14 protein-coding genes and 1 pseudogene are annotated in these 24,023 nt (G+C 75.1%); 11 read left to right on the top strand and 4 right to left on the bottom strand.

The genetic code is table 11. The annotated features are described in order from the left end of the window. Positions 1–32 precede the first annotated feature (32 nt). The 4 genes from AC07B0_RS00930 to AC07B0_RS00915 all read right to left on the bottom strand — a co-directional run bounded on the left by AC07B0_RS00930 (position 33) and on the right by AC07B0_RS00915 (position 6,264). Positions 33–2,093, bottom strand: coding sequence for a SpoIIE family protein phosphatase (locus AC07B0_RS00930; RefSeq protein WP_478896067.1), 2,061 nt, complete (start codon positions 2,091–2,093; stop codon positions 33–35). Positions 2,094–2,227: 134 nt separating this feature from the next. Next, entirely contained in the window at positions 2,228–3,433 is a 1,206-nt protein-coding gene (locus tag AC07B0_RS00925; protein WP_478896065.1) for an anhydro-N-acetylmuramic acid kinase, read from the bottom strand. Continuing rightward, on the bottom strand, positions 3,430–4,755 hold the full coding sequence (locus AC07B0_RS00920; RefSeq protein WP_478896063.1) for an MFS transporter: 1,326 nt from the start codon (positions 4,753–4,755) through the stop codon (positions 3,430–3,432). Before AC07B0_RS00920 ends, AC07B0_RS00925 begins: the two co-directional genes overlap by 4 nt. 126 nt (positions 4,756–4,881) lie before the next feature. Beyond that, positions 4,882–6,264: a L,D-transpeptidase gene (locus AC07B0_RS00915; RefSeq protein WP_478896062.1), complete on the bottom strand. Its 1,383-nt coding sequence runs from the start codon at positions 6,262–6,264 to the stop codon at positions 4,882–4,884. Between the two features lie 263 nt (positions 6,265–6,527). On the opposite strand from AC07B0_RS00915, the gene AC07B0_RS00910 reads away from it, so the two are divergent. The 11 genes and pseudogenes from AC07B0_RS00910 to AC07B0_RS00860 all read left to right on the top strand — a co-directional run bounded on the left by AC07B0_RS00910 (position 6,528) and on the right by AC07B0_RS00860 (position 23,996). Next, the gene (locus AC07B0_RS00910) at positions 6,528–7,148 is read left to right on the top strand and encodes an L-threonylcarbamoyladenylate synthase (protein ID WP_356871831.1); all 621 of its coding nucleotides are present in this window, start codon (positions 6,528–6,530) and stop codon (positions 7,146–7,148) included. Between the two features lie 430 nt (positions 7,149–7,578). Beyond that, the gene (locus AC07B0_RS00905; RefSeq protein WP_356871833.1) at positions 7,579–9,315 is read left to right on the top strand and encodes an AfsR/SARP family transcriptional regulator; all 1,737 of its coding nucleotides are present in this window, start codon (positions 7,579–7,581) and stop codon (positions 9,313–9,315) included. Between the two features lie 96 nt (positions 9,316–9,411). Further along, positions 9,412–11,613: a TOMM precursor leader peptide-binding protein gene (locus tag AC07B0_RS00900; protein WP_478896061.1), complete on the top strand. Its 2,202-nt coding sequence runs from the start codon at positions 9,412–9,414 to the stop codon at positions 11,611–11,613. Beyond that, positions 11,603–13,555, top strand: a complete 1,953-nt coding sequence (locus AC07B0_RS00895) for a TOMM precursor leader peptide-binding protein (RefSeq protein ID WP_478896060.1) — start codon at positions 11,603–11,605, stop codon at positions 13,553–13,555. The genes AC07B0_RS00900 and AC07B0_RS00895 overlap by 11 nt, the downstream gene beginning before the upstream one ends. A gap of 40 nt (positions 13,556–13,595) precedes the next feature. Next, complete coding sequence (locus AC07B0_RS00890; RefSeq protein WP_478896059.1) at positions 13,596–15,167, top strand: SagB family peptide dehydrogenase; 1,572 nt, start codon at positions 13,596–13,598, stop codon at positions 15,165–15,167. A gap of 30 nt (positions 15,168–15,197) precedes the next feature. Then, positions 15,198–18,028 (top strand): annotated as a pseudogene (locus tag AC07B0_RS00885) (lantibiotic dehydratase). Next, the gene (locus AC07B0_RS00880) at positions 18,025–19,107 is read left to right on the top strand and encodes a lantibiotic dehydratase C-terminal domain-containing protein (RefSeq protein ID WP_478896689.1); all 1,083 of its coding nucleotides are present in this window, start codon (positions 18,025–18,027) and stop codon (positions 19,105–19,107) included. The pseudogene AC07B0_RS00885 and the gene AC07B0_RS00880 overlap by 4 nt, the downstream one beginning before the upstream one ends. Before the next feature lie 20 nt (positions 19,108–19,127). Continuing rightward, a complete protein-coding gene (locus AC07B0_RS00875; RefSeq protein ID WP_356872032.1) occupies positions 19,128–20,225 on the top strand; it encodes a M50 family metallopeptidase in 1,098 nt (365 codons plus the stop codon). Between the two features lie 113 nt (positions 20,226–20,338). After that, positions 20,339–21,289, top strand: coding sequence for an ABC transporter ATP-binding protein (locus AC07B0_RS00870; protein WP_469379068.1), 951 nt, complete (start codon positions 20,339–20,341; stop codon positions 21,287–21,289). Next, complete coding sequence (locus AC07B0_RS00865; protein ID WP_356871847.1) at positions 21,286–22,041, top strand: ABC transporter permease; 756 nt, start codon at positions 21,286–21,288, stop codon at positions 22,039–22,041. The genes AC07B0_RS00870 and AC07B0_RS00865 overlap by 4 nt, the downstream gene beginning before the upstream one ends. Further along, positions 22,038–23,996 carry a TOMM precursor leader peptide-binding protein gene (locus tag AC07B0_RS00860; protein WP_478896057.1) on the top strand — a complete coding sequence of 653 codons (1,959 nt, stop codon included), beginning with the start codon at positions 22,038–22,040 and terminating at the stop codon, positions 23,994–23,996. The genes AC07B0_RS00865 and AC07B0_RS00860 overlap by 4 nt, the downstream gene beginning before the upstream one ends. The last annotated feature ends 27 nt before the right edge of the window (positions 23,997–24,023 follow it).

Genomic DNA, 24,023 nt, shown 5'->3' with positions numbered 1-24,023 from the left:
CCGGCGGGCCCGCGGCGCACCTCCCCGTCCCGTCAGGGCGCGCGGCGGACGCGGGCCAGGACCAGGACCGTGTCGTCGGCGGCCGGGTCGGGCAGCAGGTTGGCCAGGATGCGGTCGGCGGTCGTCTCCAGCGTGTCCTGCGGGCCGCCCGGGCGGCCGAGTTCGGCGCGCAGCGCGTCGAGCCCGGCCTCGATGTCCCGGCCGCGCGCCTCGACGAGTCCGTCGGTGTACAGGGCGAGGACCGCCCGCTCGGGGAGTTCGATCTCCGTCGTGCGGAAGGGGAAGCCGCCGACGCCGAGCGGCACGCCGAGGACCTCGTCGACGGTCCGTACCGTGCCGTCGGGGTGGAGGACCAGGAGCGGGGGGTGGCCGGCGCTGGCGATGCGGGCGCGTCCGGTCGTCGCGTCGTAGACGAGGTAGAGGCAGGTGGCCAGCTCGATGCCGGCCTCCCGCGCGAGCGCGTCGAGCTCGCCGAGCATGGCGGCCGGTTCGACCTCTCGCCGGGCCAGGGCCTTGGTGGTGATGCGGAGCCGGCCCATGGCCGCGGCGGCCGGGACCCCGTGCCCCATCACGTCGCCGACCACCAGGGCGACCCGGTGGCCGGGCAGTTCGATCACGTCGTACCAGTCTCCGCCGACCTCGGTGACGCGGCCGCCGGGGACGTAGCGGTGCGCCACCTCCGCGTAGGGGCTGGTCGCCTGCGCGCTGGGCAGCAGGGCTCGCTGGAGGGTGAGGGAGATGTCCTGGACGCGGCTGTACAGGCGGGCGTTGTCCAGGCAGATCGCGGCGCGGGAGGCCAGCTCCCCGGCCAGGGCGAGGTCGTCCCCGGTGAACGCCGGGCGGCCGCCGGAACGGCCGAACACGGCGATGCCCTGGACGGTGCCCCGGGCGATCAAGGGTGCGACGAGGACGCAGGCCACCCCGCTCTCGGCCATGAGGCGCGCGCGGGACTCGATGGAGACGGTGCGGGTCAGGAAGTCCTCGTCGACGGTGGCGGAGACGGGCCGGCCGGTGCGCAGCATGTCGTGGATGACGGAGCCGGGCGGGTAGCGCACCCGCTCCACTCCGCTGACGAGTTCGGTGGCGGGCGGCGGCAGGACCGTCCCGGAGGCGATGCGGCGGGTGAGGAGGGGGCGGTCGGGGTCGAAGAGCTCGGTCTCGTCCATCCACTCCACGACTTCGACCACGGCGCCGTCGCAGAACTCGGGCATCGCCACGTCGACCAGCTCCTGGGCGGTCCGCCCCACGTCCAGGGTGGTGCCGATGGTGGTGGAGGCGCGGTCCAGCAGGGCGAGGCGGCGGCGTCCCGCGGCGGCTTCCAGGATGGCCCGTTCCCGGTCGGTGACGTCCAGGATGAGTCCGCCGAGCCCGGGCCGCGTGCCGACGGCGCCGCTGAGGGGGAAGAAGCTCACCGAGCGCACCTGGTCACGGTCCGGATGGCCGAGGGGGTGCAGGCCGGTCAGCACCCCGACGGCGGGTGCGCCCTCGTCGGCCACCGCGTGGAGCATGCTCCGGAACTCGTCGCCGTCGGTCACGATCATGACCTCGTCGATGCGGCGGCCGAGGTGTTCCGCGATGGGCAGGCCGTCCATGTCGGCGAGGGCCTGGTTGAGGTGGACGTAGCGGAGGTCCTGGTCGAGCATGACCAGGCCGATGGGGCAGGTTTCGAAGAGCGCGTCGAGGAAGGCCAGGTTGCCCTTGACCCGGTCGAGCTCCTCGCTGCGGCTGGCCAGGCCCATGACCACCGAGCGGCCGCCGGTGCCGGTCACGGGGAAGACCCGGAATCCGCAGGCGAAGGCGGTGCCGTCGCGGTGGCGTGCCGTGAGCCGGCCCCGCCAGTAGCCCTCGGTCCTGGCCCGCTCCACCAGCCGGGAGGCCGCCGCGGGGCCCTCGGCGAGGAGGAGCCCGCCGGGCCGCGCGAGGATCTCGCCCGCGTGGTGGCCGAAGAGGTCGTGGGCGCCGGGGCCCCAGTAGCAGACGTCTCCCTGGTCGTCGATGCCGAAGACGGCCACGGAGACGTGTTCGAGCAGGGTTCCGGGCTCGGACCGGAAGGGGCCCTGAGCCTGCTCGCCCCCCGGTCGCACCGATGGCACGGGACGTCCCCTTCCGCCTGCCGTTCCTCCACTCACTATGCGGACGGCGGACCGTTCCGGCGAGGCGGGGCACCCGTCGTTCGGATGTACGTTCGACAGCCGGTCGCCTCCGTAGTGCCCTCACGGACGGTGCATCATCCGGGCCGGGATCCTTCCGTCGGGGGCGGGACGACGACCAGGGAGGCCGGCGGGTAGGCCGGCCCGGGCGGCAGGCGCAGGGGGCCCCGGCCCGGGGTGAGGGAGCCGAGGATCCGGGGACCGCGGGCGCCGGTGCACGCGGGGGCGTTGCCGGGGAGCCCGTGCAGGGCCAGGAACCCGAGGACGGCGAAGGCGTACGCCTCCTTCGCGCCGGCGGGCAGGCCGAGCACGCCGGAGTCCAGCAGGGCGGTGTCCGCGGGCAGCTCCTCCCGGAGCGCGGCCATGAGCACCGGGTTGCGGGTGCCGCCGCCGGAGGCGAAGACCTCGGTGACGCCGAGCGGGCCCAGCGCGTCGGCGACGGTCCGCGCGGTGAGCCGGGTGAGCGTGGCCATGACGTCCTGCGGCGGCAGGCCGCCGAAGCCCGCGAGGGCCGCGTCCAGGTGGCCGGGGTGGAAGAGCTCCTTGCCGGTGGTCTTGGGTGCGGGCAGCCGGTAGTACGGCTCGGCCAGCAGGCGCCGCAGCAGCGGCGCGTGGACCCGTCCGGCGGCCGCGAGGGCGCCGCCCTCGTCGAACCCCGGCCCGCCGGGGGCGAGTCGGCGCGCGGCCGCGTCCAGCAGGGCGTTGCCGGGCCCGGTGTCGAAGGCCAGCGGCGGTCCGGACGCGGGCAGGGCGGTGACGTTGGCGATCCCGCCGATGTTGAGGGCGGCCGGCGCGCCGGGGCGGCCGCGCAGGAGCATCAGGTCGATCAGGCTGACCAGCGGGGCGCCCTGGCCGCCCGCCGCGACGTCGCCCGGGCGGAAGTCGGCGACGACGGGGCGGCCGGTGGCCTCGGCGATCCAGGCGGGACGGCCGAGCTGGAGCGTCCCGTGCACGGTTCCGCCGGATGCCCAGTGGTAGACGGTCTGCCCGTGCGAGGCGATCAACTCGGCCTGACCACCGCACAGTTCGCGGTCGGCGCGGACGGCCAGTGCCGCGAAGGCCTGCCCGATGCGGGTGTCGAGCGCGCACACGTCGGCCAGGGTGGTGGCCGCGGGGGGCAGGGCCGCGGCGAGCGCGGTCCGCAGGGTGTCCTCGTAGGGGGCGCTGATCATGCCCAGCGGGACCAGCCGCAGGGCGTCGCCCCCGTCGGTGAACGCGAGGTCCGCGGCGGCGGCGTCGATCGCGTCGTAGGAGGTGCCCGACATCAGGCCGACGACCCTCATCGCAGGGGCCGCAGGTGGTCGTCTCGGCGCAGGCCCGCCAGGGCGAGGGCGCTGAGGGCGCAGGCGCCGGCGGCGTAGTAGGCGGGGACGTCGGTGTCGCCCGTCGCGGCGGTCAGGGCCGTGACGGCGAGGCCCGCGCAGCCGGAGAAGACGGCGTTGGCGAGGGAGTAGGCCAGCCCGAGCCCGGTGCAGCGCACGGACGCGGGGAACATCTCCGCGAGCATGGCGGGCCCGGGGCCGGCGAGCAGGCCGACGGCGGCGCCCGCGCCGAGTACGGCGGCCGCCTTGGCCGTCGCGGAGGCGGCCGGGTCCTGGAGGAGGTGCAGGAGCGGGAGGGCGAAGAGGGTGACGCACAGGGCGCCGCAGAGCATGACGGGGCGGCGGCCGACGCGGTCGCTGAGGATGCCGGCGGGCAGGATCGCGGCGGCGAAGCCGAGGTTGGCGACGGTGGTGGCGATCAGGGCCTCCCGGAAGGTCGCGCCGAGGGTGGACTGGAGGTAGGAGGGGAGCACGACGAGGAAGGTGTACCCGGCCGCCGACCAGCCCATGATCCGGCCGATGCCGAGCACGACGGCGCGGGCGGTGCCGGGGGCCGCGGGCGCCGCGGCGGCGGGATCCCGCGGGGGCGGCGCGGGGGCCCGGGGCGGGGGCGGCGGCTCCGTCAGGCCGGTGCGCAGCCACAGCGCCACCGCGCCGAGGGGCAGGGCGAGCAGGAACGGGATCCGCCAGCCCCAGTCGTACAGGGCCGCCGGGGAGAGCAGGGAGGCGGCCGTGGCGGCCGTGGCGGCGCCCGCGAGCAGGCCGAGGGCGACGGTGAAGGACTGCCACGCGCCGTAGCGGCCGCGCCGCCCGGCGGGCGCGTACTCGGTCATCAGGGCGACCGCCCCGCCGAACTCGCCTCCCGCGGAAAGGCCTTGGAGGGCGCGCAGCAGGGTGAGCAGCCAGGGGGCGGCGTCGCCGGCCGTGGCCCGGGTGGGCAGCAGGCCGATGAGGGCGGTGGCGGCCGTCATGAGGCAGATGACGAGGACGAGGGTGGGGCGGCGGCCGACGCGGTCCCCGAGCCGGCCGAACAGCAGGGCTCCCGCGGGGCGGAAGAAGAAGGCCACGGCGAAGGAGGCGTAGGTGGCGATGAGCGGTCCGGCGCCGGCCGGGCCCGTCGCGGGGTCCGGGGTGAAGAACCGGGCGGCGATGACCGTGGCGAAGCAGCCGTAGACGCCGAACTCGTACCACTCGACGAAGTTGCCCGCCGCGCCGGCGACCAGGGCCCGGCGCGGGCGGGTGACGGCCTGCGGTGCGGGGCTGCGCAGCTGGAGAGGGGTCACCGGTGGTGGGTGCCCGGTGCGCGGGGCGGGGATGCCTCGGGGCCGTGCGGTTCAGCACATCGGCCCCGGCCCGGCGGGCGCCGGCCGCCCCGTCGGCCGACGGCGGGTCAGCCGGCCGACGGCGGGTCAGGTCGTCGGGTGGAGGCGGGACGCGCGGAGCGGGGCGGGGTCCCGTGGGGGTGCGGCGGCGAGGGCGCTGCCCGACAGCCAGGTGCGCCAGTCCAGGTTCCAGTCGCCGATGCCGTTGCTGAAGGGGGGCATCTCGTCGCCCCCGCTGTTGACCACCTCCACGATGTCGCCCTCGCGGACCGTCTCGAAGAACCAGGCGGCGTCCTCGGTGCTCATGCCCGTGCAGCCGTGGCTGACGTTCTCCTCGCCCTGCGCCTCGACCGACCAGGGGGCGGCGTGGACGTACTCGCCGCTCCAGGTGACGCGGGTCGCGTAGAGGACGGGCAGGTCGTAGAACTCCTTGGTGCCGCGCTTGATCCCGACGGAGTCGCCGCGCATGCGGACCTTGCGCTCCTTGCCGAGGACGACCTTGATGCCGCTGCGGGTCAGGAAGCCCGCCTTGCCGGTGGTGACGGGGATGGTCCTGATGACCCGTCCGTTGCGGCGTACGGTCATCTCGTGGGCGGCGGAGTCGGTGACGGCCTCGATCCGGTCGCCGACGGTGAACCGGAGGGGCTCGGAGGGCCCCCCGTACCCCTGGTCGCCGAGTTCGACCCCGTCGAGTCCGCTGCTGACGCGGACGACGGTGTGGGCGGGCCAGTAGGTGCGGGGCCGGAAGTGCAGGGTGGAGTCGTCGACCCAGTGCCAGGCGCCCTCGACGTGCGGCTCCGAGGTCACCTGGAGCGCCTGCTCCAGCCGGACGCGGGCTTCGGTGTCGGCCGCGGGCACCGGGCGGCTGAGTTCGGCCGTGACGATCTCGCCCGCGCCGTACGTGCCGGGCAGGGGGCCGAACTCGGCGGTGAGGCGGCCTCCGTCGGCGGGCGGCGAGGTCCTGAAGGCCATGGTCGCGCCGACCGGTGCGCCGGACCCGTCCTGGGCGCCGACCCGCACGGTGTAGCTCTCGCCCGCCCGCAGTGGTTCGGTGTTGCGCCAGCGGCCGGTGCCGGGGAGCAGTTCGCCGGCCAGGTGCCGGCCGTGGGCGTCGTGGACGCTCACGTCGGTGAGGCGGCCCGCGGACTCGGCGGCGATCTCCAGGGGGCCGTCGGGGTCGGTGGGCAGGACGTCCCCCGCGACCGCGTACGGGCCGCGCAGGACGGCTCCGTCGCCCCGGGCGGTCGCCAGCACCCGCTGTTCGCGCCAGGCACCGCACAGGCCGGCCCGGTAGGTCCCCGCGGCGCACCGCACCCCGCCGGACCCGCGGCCGACGTCGAGCGCGCGGGCGACCAGCAGGGTCACGGCCGCCCCGGGGGGCGTACCCGCGCCGCGGCGCGGGACGTCCGCGCCGGGGGCCCGGCCCGGCGCGGCGGCCACGACCAGTACGGCGCCCGTCACCGCGGCCACGACACTCCAGGCCCTCGTCCGTTTCGTCCGCGGCATCGCCACGCAGCCCTCCCAGATATCGCACGGCCGGATGGCAGCATCAAAACGATCGGGAGCCAAAACGATGATCACAAACTCGGCCCTGGGGCCGAACGGGTCCCCGAAGAGAACCCGGACGGAGCACTTCCGCTTGCGGGGGCGGGCCGTTCGCGGCAGCCGGGGCCCCCGCGGCGTCCCGCGCGACGGCGGCCGAACGGCGGGTTCCGGTCCCGTAGGCTCGGCGGATGGCGAAGTACTTCGACGTGCACCCCGAGAATCCTCAGCGGCGCACCATCAGCAGCGTGGCCGACAGCATCCGCTCCGGGGCGCTCATCGCGTACCCGACCGACTCCTGTTTCGCTCTCGGATGCCAGCTGGGCAACCGGGAGGCCCTCGGCCGGATCCGGTCGATCCGCGACCTCGACGACCGGCACCACTTCACCCTCGTGTGCCAGAACTTCGCACAGCTGGGCCAGTTCGCGCACGTGGACAACGACGTGTTCCGCGCGATCAAGGCCGCGACCCCCGGCCCGTACACCTTCATCCTCCGCGCGACCTCCGAGGTGCCGCGCCAGCTGCTGCACCCGAAGAAGAAGACCGTCGGTGTCCGGATTCCCGATCACCTCGTGACGCAGACGCTGCTCGCGGAACTCGGCGAACCGCTGGTTTCCAGCACCCTGCTCCTGCCCGACGAGGAGGAACCGATGACGCAGGGATGGGAGATCAAGGAGCGGCTCGACCACGAAGTGGACGCGGTCCTCGACTCGGGCGACTGCGGTACCCGGCCGACGACCGTCATCGATTTCTCGAGCGGCGAGGCCGAAATCGTTCGCCGGGGCGCGGGCGACACCGCACGGTTCGAGTAACCCGCCCTCCCCCGCCGCCATCAGGGCGGATTCCGGTTGTCGAGGTCGGAATCCGCCGGGCGGAGCGCTGCAATCCGGTCGTGGTGGAGATGCGGCGGCGCGGATTTCTCCATTAGGACTCAAGCGATCCGGCCATCGGAACTCGTTTAGCTATGAACAGTCTTGGCGGGTCGACAGTAACTCCGCGAGGCGTCGGGGTGACTGAGAGGAGAAGTCCGAACGGTGGGTTCGAATTGAGCCAGCCGACGACTCGACTTTCACAAGATCCGTTATGTAGTGTTCCAGTCATTCACCGTCCAACGGGGGGCGGCGGGCATCCTCGGGCACTGGTCCGGACTATTTCCGGAGTGTGTCGGGGGCGGGGCTCGGCAGACCACCGCCCCCGTCACGCCCATCTCGACAGTCATGTGACCCGACACGGGGGACCATCATGCGGTTCCAGCTATTGGGGCCCCTGAGCATCGCGCACGGCCCCGAGACCGTAGTTCTCAAACCGTCCAAGCCGACCAGCCTGCTGGCCGCTCTTCTCCTCCATCCCGGCACGGTCGTTTCCACCGACTATCTGCTCCGCGCGGTATGGGACGAGGAACCGCCCGCCACGGCCCGGGCGGCCCTGCAGACGTGCGTGCTGCGGCTGCGGAGGCTATTCGCGAAATACGGCATATCCGCGACCACCATCGAGGCCGTGCCGGGCGGATACCGGATGCTCAACGACACCGGGACGCTCGACCTCGTGCTCTTCCGCTTACTCGCGGCCAAGGCGCGGGCCGCCGCCGGTACGGACGAGGAGCTCTACCGGCTCCGCGAGTCCCTCTCGCTCTGGCAGGGCCAGCCGCTGGCCAACGTCGCCTCGCGCATGCTCCAGCGGGACGCGGTTCCCGCGCTCGAACAGGAGCGGCTGCGCGTGCTGGAACGGGTCTGCGATCTCGAACTCGCCGCCGGGAACTGCCACCAGGTGCTCGTCGACCTCTACGACAGCGGGCGCCGGCACCCCGTCCGGGAACGGTTCACCGAGCAGCTGATCGAGGCGCTCTACCGCACCGGCCGGCAGGCCGAGGCGCTGGCCGAGTACCGCACGGTGCGCGACCGCCTCCGCGACGAGCTCGGGGTCGACCCCGGTCCCGGCCTGCGGCGCCTGGAGCTGGCGATCCTGCGGTCCGAGGAGCTGGGGCCCGCCCGGCCCGGGGAGCAGGCCCCGCCCGCGCCCGCGACGGCGCCCGCGCTGCCCTCCGTACGGCCCGCCGAGCCCGGCGGGATACCGCCCGTGCCCGGCTTCGCCGGGCGCGCGACGGACCTGCGGACCATGGCGCTGCGGCTCGCCGACCCCGACGGGCCCCGGCTGCTCGTCGTCTCCGGAGCCCCCGGGATCGGCAAGTCGGCCCTCGCCCGCCAGTGCGCGCACCAGGTCCAGGACGCCTTCCCCGGCGGGGTGTTCAGCATCGACCTGTCCGGCCCCGACGGCAGCGGCGTGCCGACAGGGGAGGCTCGCGGGCTGCTGCCCGCGCCCGGCGCCGGACGAAGGCTGCTGATCCTCGACAACGCCGCCGGCGCGGGCCAGGTGCTGCCGCTGCTGCCCGCGTCCGGTGACGCGTCGGTGCTCGTGACCAGCCGGCGCGGGCTCGCGGCGGTCGTCGCCACGCACGGCGGCGCGGTCCACCGCCTCGACGTCCTCGGCCCGTCCGAAGCCCACGGGCTGCTCGCCGGGCTCGTCGGCGCCGAACGGATCGCCGCCGAGGAGCGGGCGGCCCGCGAACTGGCCGCCGTCTGCGGGTACTTCCCGCTCGCCCTGCGGATCGCCGCCGGGCGGCTGCTGACCCGGCCGGGGCTGTCCGTCGCGGACTGCGCCGCCTGGCTGTCGCAGGACACCCCCGGGCGGCTCGCGCTGGCCGAGGACCCCCGGCTCTCCGTCCCGGAGGTGTTCGGGCAGGCCCTCAGCGCCCTCGCCCCCGAACTCCGGGAGACGTTCCTGCGGTTCGGCTCCCTGGAGCCGGGCCCCGGCCCCTGCGCCGCGGGCACCGGGCCGGTGCTCGAACAGCTGGTGGAGGCCGGGCTGCTGGAGGACGGCCCGCCCGGCCAGCCGTACCGGATCCACGCCTTCCTCCGGGTCTACGCGCGGTGGCTGGCCCGGGAGCACGACGGCGCGGCCGTGGCACCCCTGGCCCACTGAGCACCCTCCACACCCCTGCCCCACCCCCGCACACCCTTCACCGGCATTTCCCACCTCACGTCACCGTCCCACCCAGACCGCAATCAGAGGTGTTCCATGTCCCAAGCCAGTTACGAAGCCGTCGCCACCTCCCGGCCCCGGATCCGCCGGGACGTGCTCTTCACGCAGACGCCCGAGGGAGTGCTGTTCCACAACTCCGACGGCGGTTTCCGCCTCAACGCCAAGACGGCGTACCGCTTCGCCACGCTGATCGTGCCGCACCTCACCGGCGAGCACTCCGTGGCCGAGCTCTGTCAGGGGCTGGGCGAACCCCAGCGCGCGATGGTCGGCGAACTCGTCAAGACCCTGTACGAGCGGGACTTCGCGAGATCCGTCGCCGAGCCGGAACCGGCGGCGGGCGCCGCCGCCGCGGACCCCGATGTCGCCCGCCGGTTCGCCCCGCAGATCGCCTACGCCGACCACTACGCCGACGACGCCGAGGCCCGCTTCCTGCGCTTCCGCGGCACCCGGGTCGCCGTCCTCGGCGAGGACCGGGTCGCCCTCTGGTGCGCGCTGAGCCTGGTCCGCAACGGCTGCGCGGAGATCGGCCTGCTGCCCGGACTGGAGCGCGCCGAGGTGCTCGCGGAGGCCGAGGAGGCGCGGGCCGACGGCGCCCCGGTACGGATCCACACCCTGCCCGACCCCGAAGGAGCCCTCGACTGGGACAAGCTGACGGGCTTCGACTTCGTCGTGGTGACCGGTGGGACGGCCGCTCCCGGCCGGCTCTTCCCGCTGCTGCGCGCCGGGATACCCGAGGGGCGCAGCCTGCTGCCGGCCTGGACGTACGGGGGTGACGCGGTCGTCGGGCCGCTGATGACGCGGGGCACCGCCGGATGCTGGGCCTGCGCGGCGCTGCGCCTCGGTGCGGCCCGCGGCGGCGCCGGGGCCGCCGAGCTGTGGAGCTCCCTGGCGCTGCCGGACGCCGGGCCGGCGGCGGGGCCCGTGCCGGGGCGGCCGCTGGCCGCGATGATCGGCAACCTGCTCGGGTACGAGGTGTTCCGCGCGACGTCGGGGGCGCTGCCCGCCGAGACCGCCGGCCGGCTGCTCGTCCAGGACATGGCCTCGCTGGACGTGACGGCCGAGCCGCTGTTCCCGCACCCGCGCTGCCCGTTCTGCGCGGACGCGGAACCGGGCGCGCCGGTCGACCTCGCCGCGGCCGGGACCACGGACACCCCCGCACTGCCGACCCTGGAGACGGCCCGCGACGCGGACGCCCTGGTCGAGGAGCTGAACCGGCGCTCGGCCCTGGTCCGCCCGGCCGCCGGGGTGTTCACCCGGTACGCCGACGAGGAACTGACGCAGCTCCCGCTGAAGCTCGGCGTCGTGGAACTGGGCATCGGGCACGCGGGGCCCCGCTCGGTGGCCGCCTTCGACATCCACCACGTCGCCGGGGCCCGGATGCGCGCCCTGGACGCGGCCGCCCTCGTCTACGCGGAGCACGTCGTGCCCGCGCGCGGGCTGCTGACCGACACCGGGCGGGAAACCCCCGTGGCGCCCTCGGCGCTCGCGACGTCCAGCGGGATCCCCGGCGGAGCCGGTGCGCACCAGCGGGCGTTCTCCCTGCTGACGAAGGAGCCCGTACTGGTTCCGGCGGGCGCGGTGCGGCCGTTCGGCCCGCACAACGCCGAGCGGCTCTTCGAGCGGTCCCGGGCCGGAGCGGGCGCGGGCCCCTCCCCCGCCGACGCCGCCGCGGCGGGCCTGCTGTCCGCGCTCGGGCACGCCGCGCTGCTGCGGGCCGTACGGGGTGCGGCGGCGGCCGCGGTGCCGCTGCCGGCGCCGGACGGCGAGGACGCGGAACTCGGCTTCCTCGTACGGTCGGCGGAGCGGCTCGGCATGCGGCCGGAGCTGCTGGACCTCGGCGAGGGGGCGCGCAGCGGAGCGGCGGTGCTGCTGGCGCGTTCCGGCGGCCGGTGGGCGCTCGGTGCGGGACTGGACCGGCGTACGGCGGCGGTCGCGGCCCTGCGGGAGCTGCTGGGCGCGGCGCAGTACGAGGCGGACGAAGCGGGCGGCGGCGGGCCGGCCGACACCGGGGACCCGCTGCTGGCGGACCTCGACGCGCGGGCGCTGGCCGTGTCGGGTGCGGCCGGGCCGCTGGGCGCGGAGCCGGCGGCCTCGTGGGACGGGGTACGGGAGCGGCTCGCCGCCTCGGGGCTCGACGCGTACGTCGCGGAAACCGGGTCGCGGGAGCTGGCGGGCGCCGGGATCCACACGGTGCGGGTGCTGCTCACGGCGGTCCGGGAGCCGGGCGATGACGCGTAACGGCCTCGCCGCGCCGCTGGTGCGGGCCGGGGCGGCCGTCGCCGACGGACTCGGCGCCGAAGCGGCGCGGCGGTTCGCGGACCTGCTGGAGCGGGCCCTGTCGGTACTCGGCGGGCCGCCGGTGGCCCTGACCGCCCTCGGGCTGCGCGACGCCTTCGCGGCTCCGGCCGAGGAGGCGGGTGCCGGGGCCGTTCCGGTGAGCCTGTACGGGTACCAGGCCGTGGTCGGGCCGGTCGCCGCGGCGGCGGGCGGGGCCGGGTGCGCGCGGTGTCTGGAGCGGCGCTGGCAGGCCGTGCGGTCCGTGGCGCTGCGGGACGCGCTGGAGCTGGGCGGCGGGACGCTGGCGGCGGGCGAGTGGCCGTACGCGTACGCCTTCGCCGCCGACGCGCTGGCCGCGCTGGTCGTGGCGCTGACCGGTCCGGGCGCGCCCGGGGGCGCCGGTGCGGATCGCGGGGTGTTCCCCGAGGTGCGGCTGCTGGACCTGCGCAGCGGCGTGGTGCGGCACTACCCGCTGGTGCCCGACCCGGAGTGCCCGGTGTGCGGTACGCCCACGGTGGACGCGCCGGGCGAGTTCGTGGCCGGGGCGGCGCCCAAGTACCGGCCGGGGAGCTTCCGTACGCGGCCCGTGGAGGCGTACGGCATCGAGGTCGCGGCGTTCGCGAACCCGCTGTGCGGGGCGCTGGGGCCCTCGCTGGTCCAGGACGTCTCCTCCACCTCCACCTCCGCGACCATCGGGTGCTTCTCGATGCGCTCGGGCGAGTACCTGCGCGAGACGTTCTGGGGCGGCCACACGGACACCTTCGACCGCAGCGCGCGGGTCGGGGTGCTGGAGGGTCTGGAGCGGTACGCGGGCATGCGGGCGCGGTCCCGTACGACCAGTGTCACCGGTTCGCTGCGGGAGTTCGGCGACGGGGCCGTCGATCCGCGCCGGGTGGGCCTGTACAGCGAGGCGTTCCACCGGGACAACCCGAGGGTACGTCCCTTCGACCCGGACCGGACCATCCCGTGGGTGTGGGGGTGGTCGCTGCGCGACCGCGAGCCGCGGCTGGTCCCGGAGGTGCTGACGTACTACCACGCGCCGGGTCTGGAGAACCGGTTCGTGCAGGAGAGCTCCAACGGGTGCGCCTCGGGCGGGAGTCTGGCCGAGGCCTGCTACTTCGGGCTGATGGAGGTCGTCGAGCGCGACGCCTTCCTGCTCGCCTGGTACGGGCGCCAGCCGCTGCCGGAGATCGACCCGGCGACCAGTTCCCGGGCGTCGACGCGGGCCATGGTCGACCGGCTCGCGCTGTACGGGTACCGGGCCCGGTTCTTCGACACCCGGATCAGCTTCCCGGTCCCGGTGGTGACGGGCGTGGCGGAGCGGTTCGACGGCGGGCCGGGGCGCATGTGCTTCGGCGCCGGGGCCGGGCTGGACCCGGAGTCGGCGCTGGACTCGGCGCTGTGCGAGATCGCCACGGACGCCGTGAACCTGCCCGGGCGCACCGAACGGGACGAGGTGCGGCTGCGGGCCATGGCCGCCGACTTCGACCTGGTCACCGCGCTGCACGACCACCCCCTGGTGTACGGGGTGCCGGAGATGGGCCGGCACGCGGACTTCCTGCTGCGCGGCGGTACGGGTGAACCGCTGCGGCCCGTCTCGGCGCTGGCCCCGCCCGGGGGCGTGGCGTCCGACGTCCGTGAGGACCTCGACCGGTGCGTGGAGGCCGTGGCCGCCGAGGGGTTCGACGTGGTCGTGGTCGACCAGACGCTGCCGGAGCAGCGGGCGCTGGGCCTGCACACCGTGAGCGTGCTGGTGCCGGGTCTGCTGCCGATCGACTTCGGCTGGTCGCGGCAGCGGGCGCTCGGGATGCCGCGGCTGCGGACCGCGCTGCGCGAGGCGGGGCTGCGCGAGCGGGATCTGGAGCCCGCCGACCTGAACCCGGCCCCGCACCCCTTCCCCTGACCCGGCAGCCGTCGTGTCCGACATGAACCGAGGAGGACTTGTGGGCTACGCCCATGACTACGCCAGTGCCATCATGCACCGGGGCCGGGTTCCGATGGAGCCCGTGGACTTCGTGCCCGACTGGGCCGACCGCCCCCGCAAGGCCAAGTACTACCCGGAGGCGGAGACCCTGCCGCTGCCGGAGCCCGCCGCGGCGGCGGGCCCGGCGCCGGCCGGCGGGTTCACCCTTCCCCTGCTGTCCGGGATGCTCCAGGACTCGTACGGGCTGACCGGGCGCCGGCTGGGCGTGCAGGCCAACACCGACCTGTCGGCGCTCCCCCACTACACGCAGGCCAACTGGTCGCGGGGCACCGCCTCGGGCGGCGGGCTCTATCCGGTGGGGGTGTACTGGGCGGCCGGGCCGGGCGGGCCGCTGACGCCCGGGGTGTACCACTACGCGCCGCACCAGCACGGGCTGCGCCGGCTGCTGACGGGCGATGTGACCGGTGACGTGCGCGAGGCGCTCGGCGGGGTGGCGGACGGCGCGTCGCAGTACCTGGTGCTCAGCGTCAAGTACTGGCAGAACGCCTTCAAGTACAACAGCTTCTCCTTCCACGCCGTGAGCATGGACATCGGCGCGGTGCTCCAGACCTGGCGGCTGTGGGCGCGGGAGTACGGGCTGCGGATCGCGCCCGTGCTCTGGTTCGACGAGGAGCGGCTGGCCCGGCTGCTCGGCGTGGCCCCCGAGGAGGAGGGCGTCTTCGCGGTCGTCCCGCTGGAGTGGGAGGCCGCGGCGCCGGTGGCGCGGGGCAGCGGCCCGGTGGCGCGCGGCGGGGTCCCGGCCGAGCGGCCGCGGGTGCGTCACCGGGACTGCGAACGTTCCCGTGAGGTGCTCGCCTTCGAGACGCTGCGCCGGATCCACGAGGCGACCCTCGGCCGCGCCGCCGACCGTCCGGCTCCCGGCGCCCTGGACGCGGCGGCCGCGCACCCGCCCCGGGGCGCGGACCCGGTGGCCCTGCCCGCGCCGGCCCCGGCCCCGCTGGGCGCGGCGGACGCGCTGCGGGCCCGGCGCAGCAGCTTCGGCCGGTTCGAGGCGAACCGGCCCGTCCCGGCGGAGCAACTGGCGGCCGCCCTCGCCGACTGCGCCGCCACCTCGGTGGGCTGCGAGGCCGAGGGCCCCGACGGGCCGCGGCTCACCTCCCTGTACGCCTTCGTCAACCACGTGGAGGGAATCGCGCCGGGCAGCTACGCCTACGACCCGCGGGCCCACGCGCTGCGGCTCGTGGTTCCCGGTCCGCCCGGGCCCTTCCTCCAGAGCAACTACTTCCTGTCCAACTACAACCTGGAGCAGGCGGGAGCGGTGCTCGTGCCCACCGTGCGGACCACCGCCGTCCTCGACGCCGTGGGCGACCGCGGCTACCGGCTGGTGGGGGCCGCCGTCGGCGCCGTCGCGCAGACCTTCTACACCACCGCCTCCGCCCACGGTCTCGGCGCGGGCGTGGCGCTCGGCTTCGACAACGTCTCGTACCGCGAGCGGCTCGGGCTGACCGGCACCGACGAGGCACCGCTGCTGATCATGCTGCTCGGTCACGAGCGGCCGCGGCCCGCCGACTTCCGCCACGAGATCGCCTGAGCGGGCGACGAGAGAAGCAGGAAGACCAGGATGAACACCACCACTCGATGGCACGCCGGCGACCGTTTCATGCTGCGCGTGGCCGGGCTGCCCCTCTCCGCGGCCGACGCGCTGCGCTGTCCCGACGCCGGCCGCTGGGCGGCCGACGTCCTCGCGGCGGAGGAGGTCCTGCGCACCGACGCGCAGTGGCTGAGCGAGGTACTGCACCGGGCGGTCGGCGCGACCGATCCGGAACCGGGCGGGCCGGGCGCGGCCCTGCGCCGGGACCTGTTGAAGCTGCGCCGCCAGATCCACAACGGCAGGCTGCCGGCCGATCCGGACGCCGCGCTGCGGACGGTCGCGGCCCTGGACGGCCCTGATGCCGCCGGCCGTGCCGGTGACGGTGCCCGAGCCGGTGCCGAGGCGGTCGGCGAGCGGCTGGCCGGATGGCTGAACCGGCTGCGCGAACTGGAGAAGCTGCTGGCCGAGGGCGAACCGCTGCTCGCGGCCGACCTGGCACGGGGCCGGGAAGCACTGCGCGGGCTCCTCGGCGACGAACGGCTGCGGCACGGTCTGCTGCTCGCCTCCCCGGTCCTGGAGGGACAGCTCGACGCCTACGCCGCGGCCACCGCCGGGGACCGGGTTCCGGGGGGCCGGGCGCGCAAGGCGGAACGTTCGGTGCTCTCGTACCTCTACCGCACCGCCTGCAAGACCAGCCCCTTCAGCACTTTCACCGGGGTGGCGACGGGCACGTTCGTCGACCCGGACACCGGTGGGGACACCCCCGGCGGGATCCGGGTCGAGGACCGGTGGAACAGTCACGTCCGCCTCAACGTGGTGGTGCTGGCGCGGCTCGCGGAGTTGATCCTCGCCGACCCGGTGCGCCGCCGGGACCTGCCGCTGCGGCCGGCCTCGGGCTGGGGCCGCGAGGACGACCGGATCCGCTACGTGCGCCGCCAGGTCACGGCCGGGGACGACGCCGCCGCGGTCACCTTCGACGCCGTCAAGGACCGGCTGTTCTTCCTGCGCCGCAGCGGCACCCTGGACCGGCTGCTGGCCCTGTTCGCCGAGCGGGCGCAGCGCCCGGGCGGGGGCGACCTGCGCCACCGGGAGCTCGCCGACTGGCTGGCGGCGGAGCACGGCGCGGACCCGGTCGAGTGCGAGGCGTACATCGGCGCCCTGCTCCAGCTCGGCATGGTCCGGGTGCCCTGTCTGGACACCGAGGTGCACGGCGGCGATCCGGTGCGTGCGTTCCAGCGCTCGCTCGCGGGGCTGGAGCGGCCCTGGGCCGACCACCTCGCCGGGCTGCTGGAGGAGCCCGCCCGGGTACTGGAGCGGTATCCGGCGGCGGACCGGGACGAGCGCGCACGGCTGCTGGTGGCCCTGCGCGCCGGACTGCGCCGGGTGCAGGCGGAGCTGGGCGCGGCGCCGGACACCCCGCTGCCGCAGACGCTGGTGTACGAGGACGTGAGCGCGGGCCGTGACCTGACGGCCGCCCGCCCCGCGTGGGCGGCTTCGGGGGGCGGTGCGCTGCGCTCGGTGGAGCGGATCCTGCCGGCCTTCGACCTCACCCTCGCCCAGCGGATCACCTTCGAGGGGTTCTTCACGGCCCGGTACGGGCAGGGCGGCCGCTGCGACGACCTGCTGGGTCTGGTCCACGACTTCCACGAGGACTTCTTCGACCAGTACCTGTCGTTCTCGGCGCGGCGCACCCCTTCGACGCGCAGGGCGAGTACGTGCCGGAGGAGAACTGGCTGGGTCTGCCGGGCATCCGGGCCCTGGACGCGGCGCGGCGGTCCTTCGTCGGCCGGATGCGGGCGCACTGGGCGGCGTACGAGGAACACGCCGGGACCGAACTGCGGCTGGACGAGGCCGACTTGGCGGACGTGGCCGGTGAACTGGACGCGGTGGTACCGGGGTTCGCCCCGCGCTGTCACCACCTCCAGTTCGCCCGCGACCCGGAGACCGGCGGGCCGCTGACGGTGCTGAACCGCTCCTACGGCGGGCTGTCCTTCCCCTTCAGCCGCTTCACCCACGTGTACGAGGAACAGGGCGGGCAGGACGCCCTCGACGGGCAGCTGCGGGCCACGGCCGCCGAAGTCACCCCGCCGGGCGCGGTGTTCGCGGAGGTCACCGGAGGTCCGGTCACCACCAACCTGAACCTGCACGGGCGACTGACCGACTACGAGATCGTGTGCCCGGGCGAGAGCGGCACCCTGCCGGAGGACCGGCTGCTGCGGCTCGACGACCTGTACGCGGAGCACGTGCCGGAGACCGGCCGCGTGGTGCTGCGCTCGCGGCGGCTCGGCACGGAGGTGATCCCGGTCTACCTGGGCTACCTGGTGCCCCTGGCGCTGCCCGCCGTACCGCGCACCCTGCTGCTCCTGTCGCCGTCCTCGATGTCCCCGCTCGACGTGTGGGCGGGGGTGCCGGAGGCGGTGTCGCACGGCGGAGTGACGACACGGCCGCGGGTCGTGCACGGGGACCTGGTGCTCAGCCGCCGCAGCTGGACCACGACGGCGGGCGAACTGCCCGCGCGGGGAGCGCAGGAGGCGGCGCACTTCCTGGAGTGGCAGCGCTGGCGGCTGGCGCACGGACTGCCGGAGCGGGTCTTCGCGACGGTGTCGGCGGGCCCGTCCGCGCTCGGCGCCAAACCGCAGTACGTGGACTTCGCGAGCCTGCTGTCACTGGCCGCCCTGGAACCGCTGCTGCGCGAGCCCGGCCACCGCGTCGTGTTCCGCGAGATGCTCCCGGACCCCGGGGGCCTGCACACCCGCTCGGAGCGCGGCGCGCACGTCTCCGAGCTCGCCGTGGAGACCTTCACGACGACCACGAACTCCAACACCCCGAGCCCGGAGGGCGGACCCCGATGTCAGAGATGACCCCGACGCGCGGCGCGTGGCAGGCCATGCACGTCTTCTACGCCGCCAACCCGCAGCCGCTGCTGGTCAACTGCGTGCGCCCGCTGATCGCCTCGCTCACCGAGGACGGCCTGCTGGCCGGCCACTTCTTCATCAACTACTGGCTGGAGGGTCCGCACGTACGGCTGCGGCTGCGTCCGGCCTGCCCGGAGGCGGAACCGGAGGTCCGGCGCCGTGCCGAGGAGGCGGTGTCGGCGTTCCTCAATGCCCGCCCGGCCCTGTACGAGGTGGACTCGGGCTTCCTCAACGAGTTCTACAACACCCTGTTCGACATCGAGTTCCCCGAGGGCGACCGCGCCGCCTTCATGGGACCCGACGGCAGGATGAACCTGCGGCCCAACAACTCGTACAGCTACGAGCCCTACGAGCCGGAGTACGGCAAGTACGGCGGCCCGGCCGGGATCGAGCTGGCCGAATGGCACTTCGCGCACTCCAGCGACCTCGTCATGGAGGCGCTGGCCGGGATGAACCTGCACGTGCGGACCGTGCTGCTGGGGACCGCGGCCCAGCTGATGATGGTGATGGCCGGGGTGTTCCTGCCCGACCGGGAGGAGCTGGGCGGCTACCTCGACCGCTATTACCGGTTCTGGCACCAGGCCTTCCCCGGTACCGGGTTCATCGGATCGGCCGAGTACGACCGCACCTACGCGCAGACCGGCCCGGGGCTCGGGCGCCGCTTCGCCGCCGTCCTGGAGGCCGTCGGCTCCGGCGAGACCGGGCGGCTGCCCGGCTTCCTCGCCGGCTGGGCCGAGCACTGCCGGGAGCTGCGCCGGCGCGCCGAGGCCCTCGCGCTCTCGGGCGAGCTGGTCTTCCGGTCCTGGGACGGCACCCGGGACGAGAAGGTGACGGATCCGGCGGTGGCGCTGCCGCTGCTGCTCTCCCCGTACATGCACATGACCAACAACCGGCTGCACGTGACCATCCGCGACGAGGCCTACCTGGCGCACCTGCTGGGCCGGGTCCTGCGCGAGGGCGCGGCCGCCGGAGCGGACCCCGCCGGGGGTACGGAGGCCGGTACGGCCGGGGTGGTCGGGCCGTGACCCCACCCGCGCCGTCCGGGATGCCGGAGCACCGGCCCGCGCTGCGCCCGGGGATCCTGCTGTCGCCGCCCCTGCTGAACGGCGCCGCCGTCGTGCACCTGGTCAAGGACCCCGCGTCGGGGGCCGCGTTCGAGATCGGCCCGAAGGAGTACTTCCTGGTCTCACGGCTGGACGGGTCCCGCAGCCTCGCCGAGATCGGCGAGGCGTACGGGCGGACCTTCGGGCGGCGGCTCGGCGAGCGCAACTGGCAGCAGTTGCTCGGGCTGCTCGGGAGCCGGCGGCTGCTCGCGGGCGGCCCGGCCCCGGAACCCGCGGCCGGGCCGGGGCCGCAGCGCACCGGAACCCTGCTGAAGGGCACCCTGCGGCTGGTCGCGGACGCCGACGCGACCACGGCCCGGCTGCACGCGTTCCTGCGGCCGGTGCTGCGGCCGGCCGTGCTGGGCGTACTGCTGCTGGTGTGCCTGGCCATGGAGGGGCTGCTGGCCGCCTCCGCCGGGCGGCTCCTCGGCGACCTGTGGTGGCTGCTGTCCCGTCCGGTGCCCTTGGTCGCGGTGGCCACGCTGCTGTGGCTGAGCACCGCCCTGCACGAGTTCGCGCACGGGATAGCGGCCCGGCACGTCGGGGGCACGGTCGGGGAGATCGGGCTGCGCTGGCGGCTGCCGGTCGCGATCATGTACTGCACCGTCGACAACTACCGCTACCTGCGGCGCCGTCGGGACCAGCTGGCCGTGGCCGGGGCGGGCGCCTTCGCCAACCTCCTCTTCCTGCTGCCGTTCCTCGGCTGGTGGGCGGCGCTGCCCGAGGGCGACGCCACCGGCCGGGTGCTGGGCGCGCTCCTGCTGCTCGGCAGCGCGCAGGCCCTGGTCAACCTGGTTCCGCTGCCTCCCCTCGACGGGTACTCGATCCTCGGGCACGCGCTGCGCGTGACCCGGCTGGCCCCCGCCAGTTCGGCGTACCTGCGGCTGCGGGTGCGCGACCGGGCCGCGGCGGCCGCGTACCCGGCGCGGGCCCGGCGGCTCTACCTGGGCTACGGGATCGGCTCGGCCGTGCTCGTCCTCCTCCTCGCCGCGGCGGCGGTCACCGCCGTGCTCCTCGCCGTCGGCCGCGCCGGCCCCTGAACCCGAACCCGCCCGCCCGCCCGCCATCGACCCAGACCCCGACCCCGACCCCGACTGCGACCCACCACCTCCCGCCCGAGACACCTTCCGACACCGAGGGAACCGCACCGCCCATGACAACTGACAGCACCCCACCGCCCGAAACCCCCGCCGTCTCCGTCCAGGAGGTACGCAAGCGCTACGGCGACCGCCAGGCCGTGGACGGGATCTCCCTCGACGTGCGCCGCGGCGAGTTCTTCGGCCTGCTCGGCCCCAACGGCGCGGGGAAGACCACCCTCATCGAGATCGTCGAGGGCCTGCGCCAGGCCGACTCCGGCACCGTCCGGGTGCTCGGACAGAGCCCGTGGCCCCGCAACACCGCCCTGCTGCCGCGCATCGGCGTCCAGACCCAGGCCTCGGCGTTCTTCGTCCGGCAGTCGGCGCGCGAGCACCTGGCCACCGTCGCCGGGCTCTACCGCAAGGACGCGGCCGCCGCCGACCGCACGCTGGAGACGGTCGGGCTGACCGAGCAGCGGAACGTCATGGTGGAGAACCTCTCCGGCGGCCAGCGCCAGCGGCTCGCCATCGCCTCGGCCCTGGTCCACGACCCGGAGCTGATCTTCCTCGACGAGCCTACGGCCGCGCTCGACCCGCAGGCCCGCCGCGACCTGTGGGAGGTGCTGCGCGCCCTCAAGGGCGAGGGCCGCACCATCGTCTACACCACCCACCACCTCGACGAGGCCGAGGCGCTGTGCGACCGGGTGGCCATCCTCGTCGCCGGCCGGGTCGCCGCGCTCGACTCGCCGCACCGGCTGGTCACCGCGGCCGGCGCCCCCGCCCGGCTGCTCGTCCCCGCCGGCCGGATCGCGCCGGACGAGGCCGCCGCGCTGCCGGGCGTGGACCGGGTCACCGAGCAGGGCGGCTCGATGGTGCTGGAGACGTCCGCGCCCGGCCGGGTCCTCCAGGCCGTCGACGCGCTCACCGGCCTCGACGGGGTGATGACCCGGACCGCGACCCTGGAGGACGTCTACCTGGAACTCACCGGCCACACCACCGCACACACCACCACGGAGTCCCGGGCATGAGCGCATACACGGCACTGACCGCCGCCGGTTACCGGGCCCAGGTCCGCGACAAGGCCACCCTCTTCTTCACCTTCGCCTTCCCCCTCCTCTTCCTCGTCGTCTTCGGCCTGATCTTCAGCGGTCAGGACGTGGAGGAGAGCGGCCGCCCCTACATCTCGTACATCGCGCCCGGCGTGATGTCCTGGGGCGTCGCCAACGCCGCCGTCTTCGGGATCGCCTTCACCCTGATGCAGTGGCGGCGCGACGACCTGCTGCGGCTGATCCGCCTCACCCCCACCCCGTTGACCACCGTGCTCGCCTCGCGGTACGTACTGGCCCTCGTGGTCGGCGTGGTGCAGGCCGCGGTGTTCGTCGCCGTCGCGATGCTGCCCGGGTTCGGCCTGGAGCTGGACGGGCGCTGGCCGCTGGTGCTGCCCGCGCTGGTGCTCGGCATCACGGCCTTCATGGCGATCGGGGTGATCGTCGGCACCTACGCCAACACGCCGGAGGCCGTCGCCGCGATCGCCAACTGCATGATGGTGCCGATGGCGTTCCTGTCCGGCTCCTTCCTGCCCCTGGACATGATGCCGTCCTGGTTGCAGGGCGTCTCGCGGGTGCTGCCCCTGCGCTACCTCAACGACGCGGCCACCGGGGCGCTCACCGGCTCGGGCTCCCTGTCCACGATCGGCATCGGCTGCGCCGCGCTGTTCGGATTCGCCCTGCTGTTCGGCGGCATCGGACTCAAGACCTTCCGCTGGAGCAACTCGTCATGACGGCGGCCTCCTTGAGGGCCGTACGGGCCCAGGCCCCCGACGGGGCCCCGATGGAGACGGCCCGGCGCCACCTGGAAGGGGCCCTGGCCGGCTCCGGCCAGGGGGCGCCCGTGGTCACCCTGGGCGTGCACGACGCCCTCGGCCCGGCCGGGCGCGACCCCTTCGCCGCGGTGCGCCCGGCCGCCACCGTCCACCTCACGGCCCGGGCCGTACTGATCGGCCCCTGGGGCGGCGACGGCTCGGCGCCCGCCTGCGGGCAGTGCCTGGCCATGCGCTGGCAGCGGCTGCGCAGCCGCAGCGAGCGGGACGCGCTGGAGACCGGCAGCGGCCCGGTCACGGCCGTCGCCGCGGACTGGCCCCGGCTGTCCCCGTACGCGCTGGACGCCACCCTCGCCCTGCACGCCGCCGTCCACGGCGACGCGGCCACCGCCGTCGCCCCCGGCCCGGCGGCCGCCGACCGGGCCCTGCCCCAGGTGTCCCGCCTGGACCTGGAAACCCTCCAGGTGCGGACGTACCCCCTGGCCGCCGATCCGCTGTGCCCGGGCTGCGGGCCGGGCGGCACCGACGGGCCCGCCCCCTTCACGCCCGTCTCCCGGCCCACACCCGTCCCGGGCGCGCAGCGGCTGCGCAAGGCCTCCGCGTACCCGATGCCGCGGACGGCACTGGCCAATCCGGTGACCGGGGTCCTCGGCGGCGGAACCTGGATCAACGTCACTTCGCCGACCACCGCACCGGTCGCGGGCAGCGTCTTCATGCGCGGTTACGCGGGCCTGACGGACGTCACGTGGAGCGGTCAGGCCAACAGCTTCGCGGCCAGCCGCGACCTCGCCTTCCTCGAAGGGCTGGAGCGGTACGCCGGAACCCACCGGCGCACCGGCACCTCGGTGCTCACCGCCTCGTACGCGGAGCTCGGCGACCGGGCCCTGAACCCGGCGGAGTGCGGGTTCTACCCGGACGCGACCTACCGCGACGACCCGCTGGTGTCGCCGTTCGACCCCGAGCGGCCGATCCCCTGGGTGTACGGGCATTCCCTGCGCGACGACCGGCCGGTGCTGGTGCCGGCCCGGCTCGCCTACTACAGCGCCGGGCTCGCCTCCGACAACTTCGTCTTCGAGTGCTCCAACGGCTGCGCGATCGGCAGCTGCCTGGAGGAGGCGCTGCTCGGCGCGCTGCTGGAGCTGATCGAGCGGGACGCCTTCCTGCTCGCCTGGTACGGCGGCCAGCGTCTGACGGAGATCGACCTGGCCTCCGTACCGGGGCCGGCGGTGCGGATGATGGTGGACCGGGCGGCCCTCCAGGGGTACGACGTCCACGCCTTCGACAACCGGATCGACCTGGCGGTGCCCGTGGTGACGGGCCTCGCGGTGCGCCGCGACGGCGGCCCCGGCCTGTACTCCTTCGGTGCGGGCGCGGCCCTGGATCCGGGGACGGCGGTGGAGGCGGCGCTGTCGGAGGTGCTGACGTACATTCCGCACCTGCCCGGCCAGGTGGCGGAGCGGCGGGGCGAACTGGAGGCGATGAGCCGGGACTTCGGGCTCGTCAGGCACCTCAAGGACCATGCGCAGCTGTACGGGCTGCCGGCGATGGCCCCGCACGTGCGGACGTACCGCGAACCGGTGGCCGTGAAGCCGATGGCGGAGCTCTACCGGGCGTGGGAGGCGGGCGGCCGGCCCGTGAGCGGTGATCTGCGCGACGATCTGCTGTGGTGCGTGCGGGAGCTGACCGGTGCCGGACACGATGTGATCGTCGTCGACCAGACGACGCCGGAGCAGCGCGCGATGGGGCTGCGGACGGTGTGCGCGGTCGTGCCGGGGCTGCTGCCGATCGACTTCGGCTGGTCGCGCCAGCGGGCCCCGTACATGCCCCGGCTGCGGACGGCGGCGCGGCGGGCGGGGCTGCGCGACGGCGATCTGACGCCGGAGGAGATCCGCATGGTGCCGCACCCCTTCCCCTGAGGGGGCCGGTACGCCGGATGCCCCGGA

The organism is Streptomyces sp. NPDC044704 (assembly GCF_056433525.1).
This window is presented reverse-complemented; position numbering and strand designations above follow the sequence as displayed.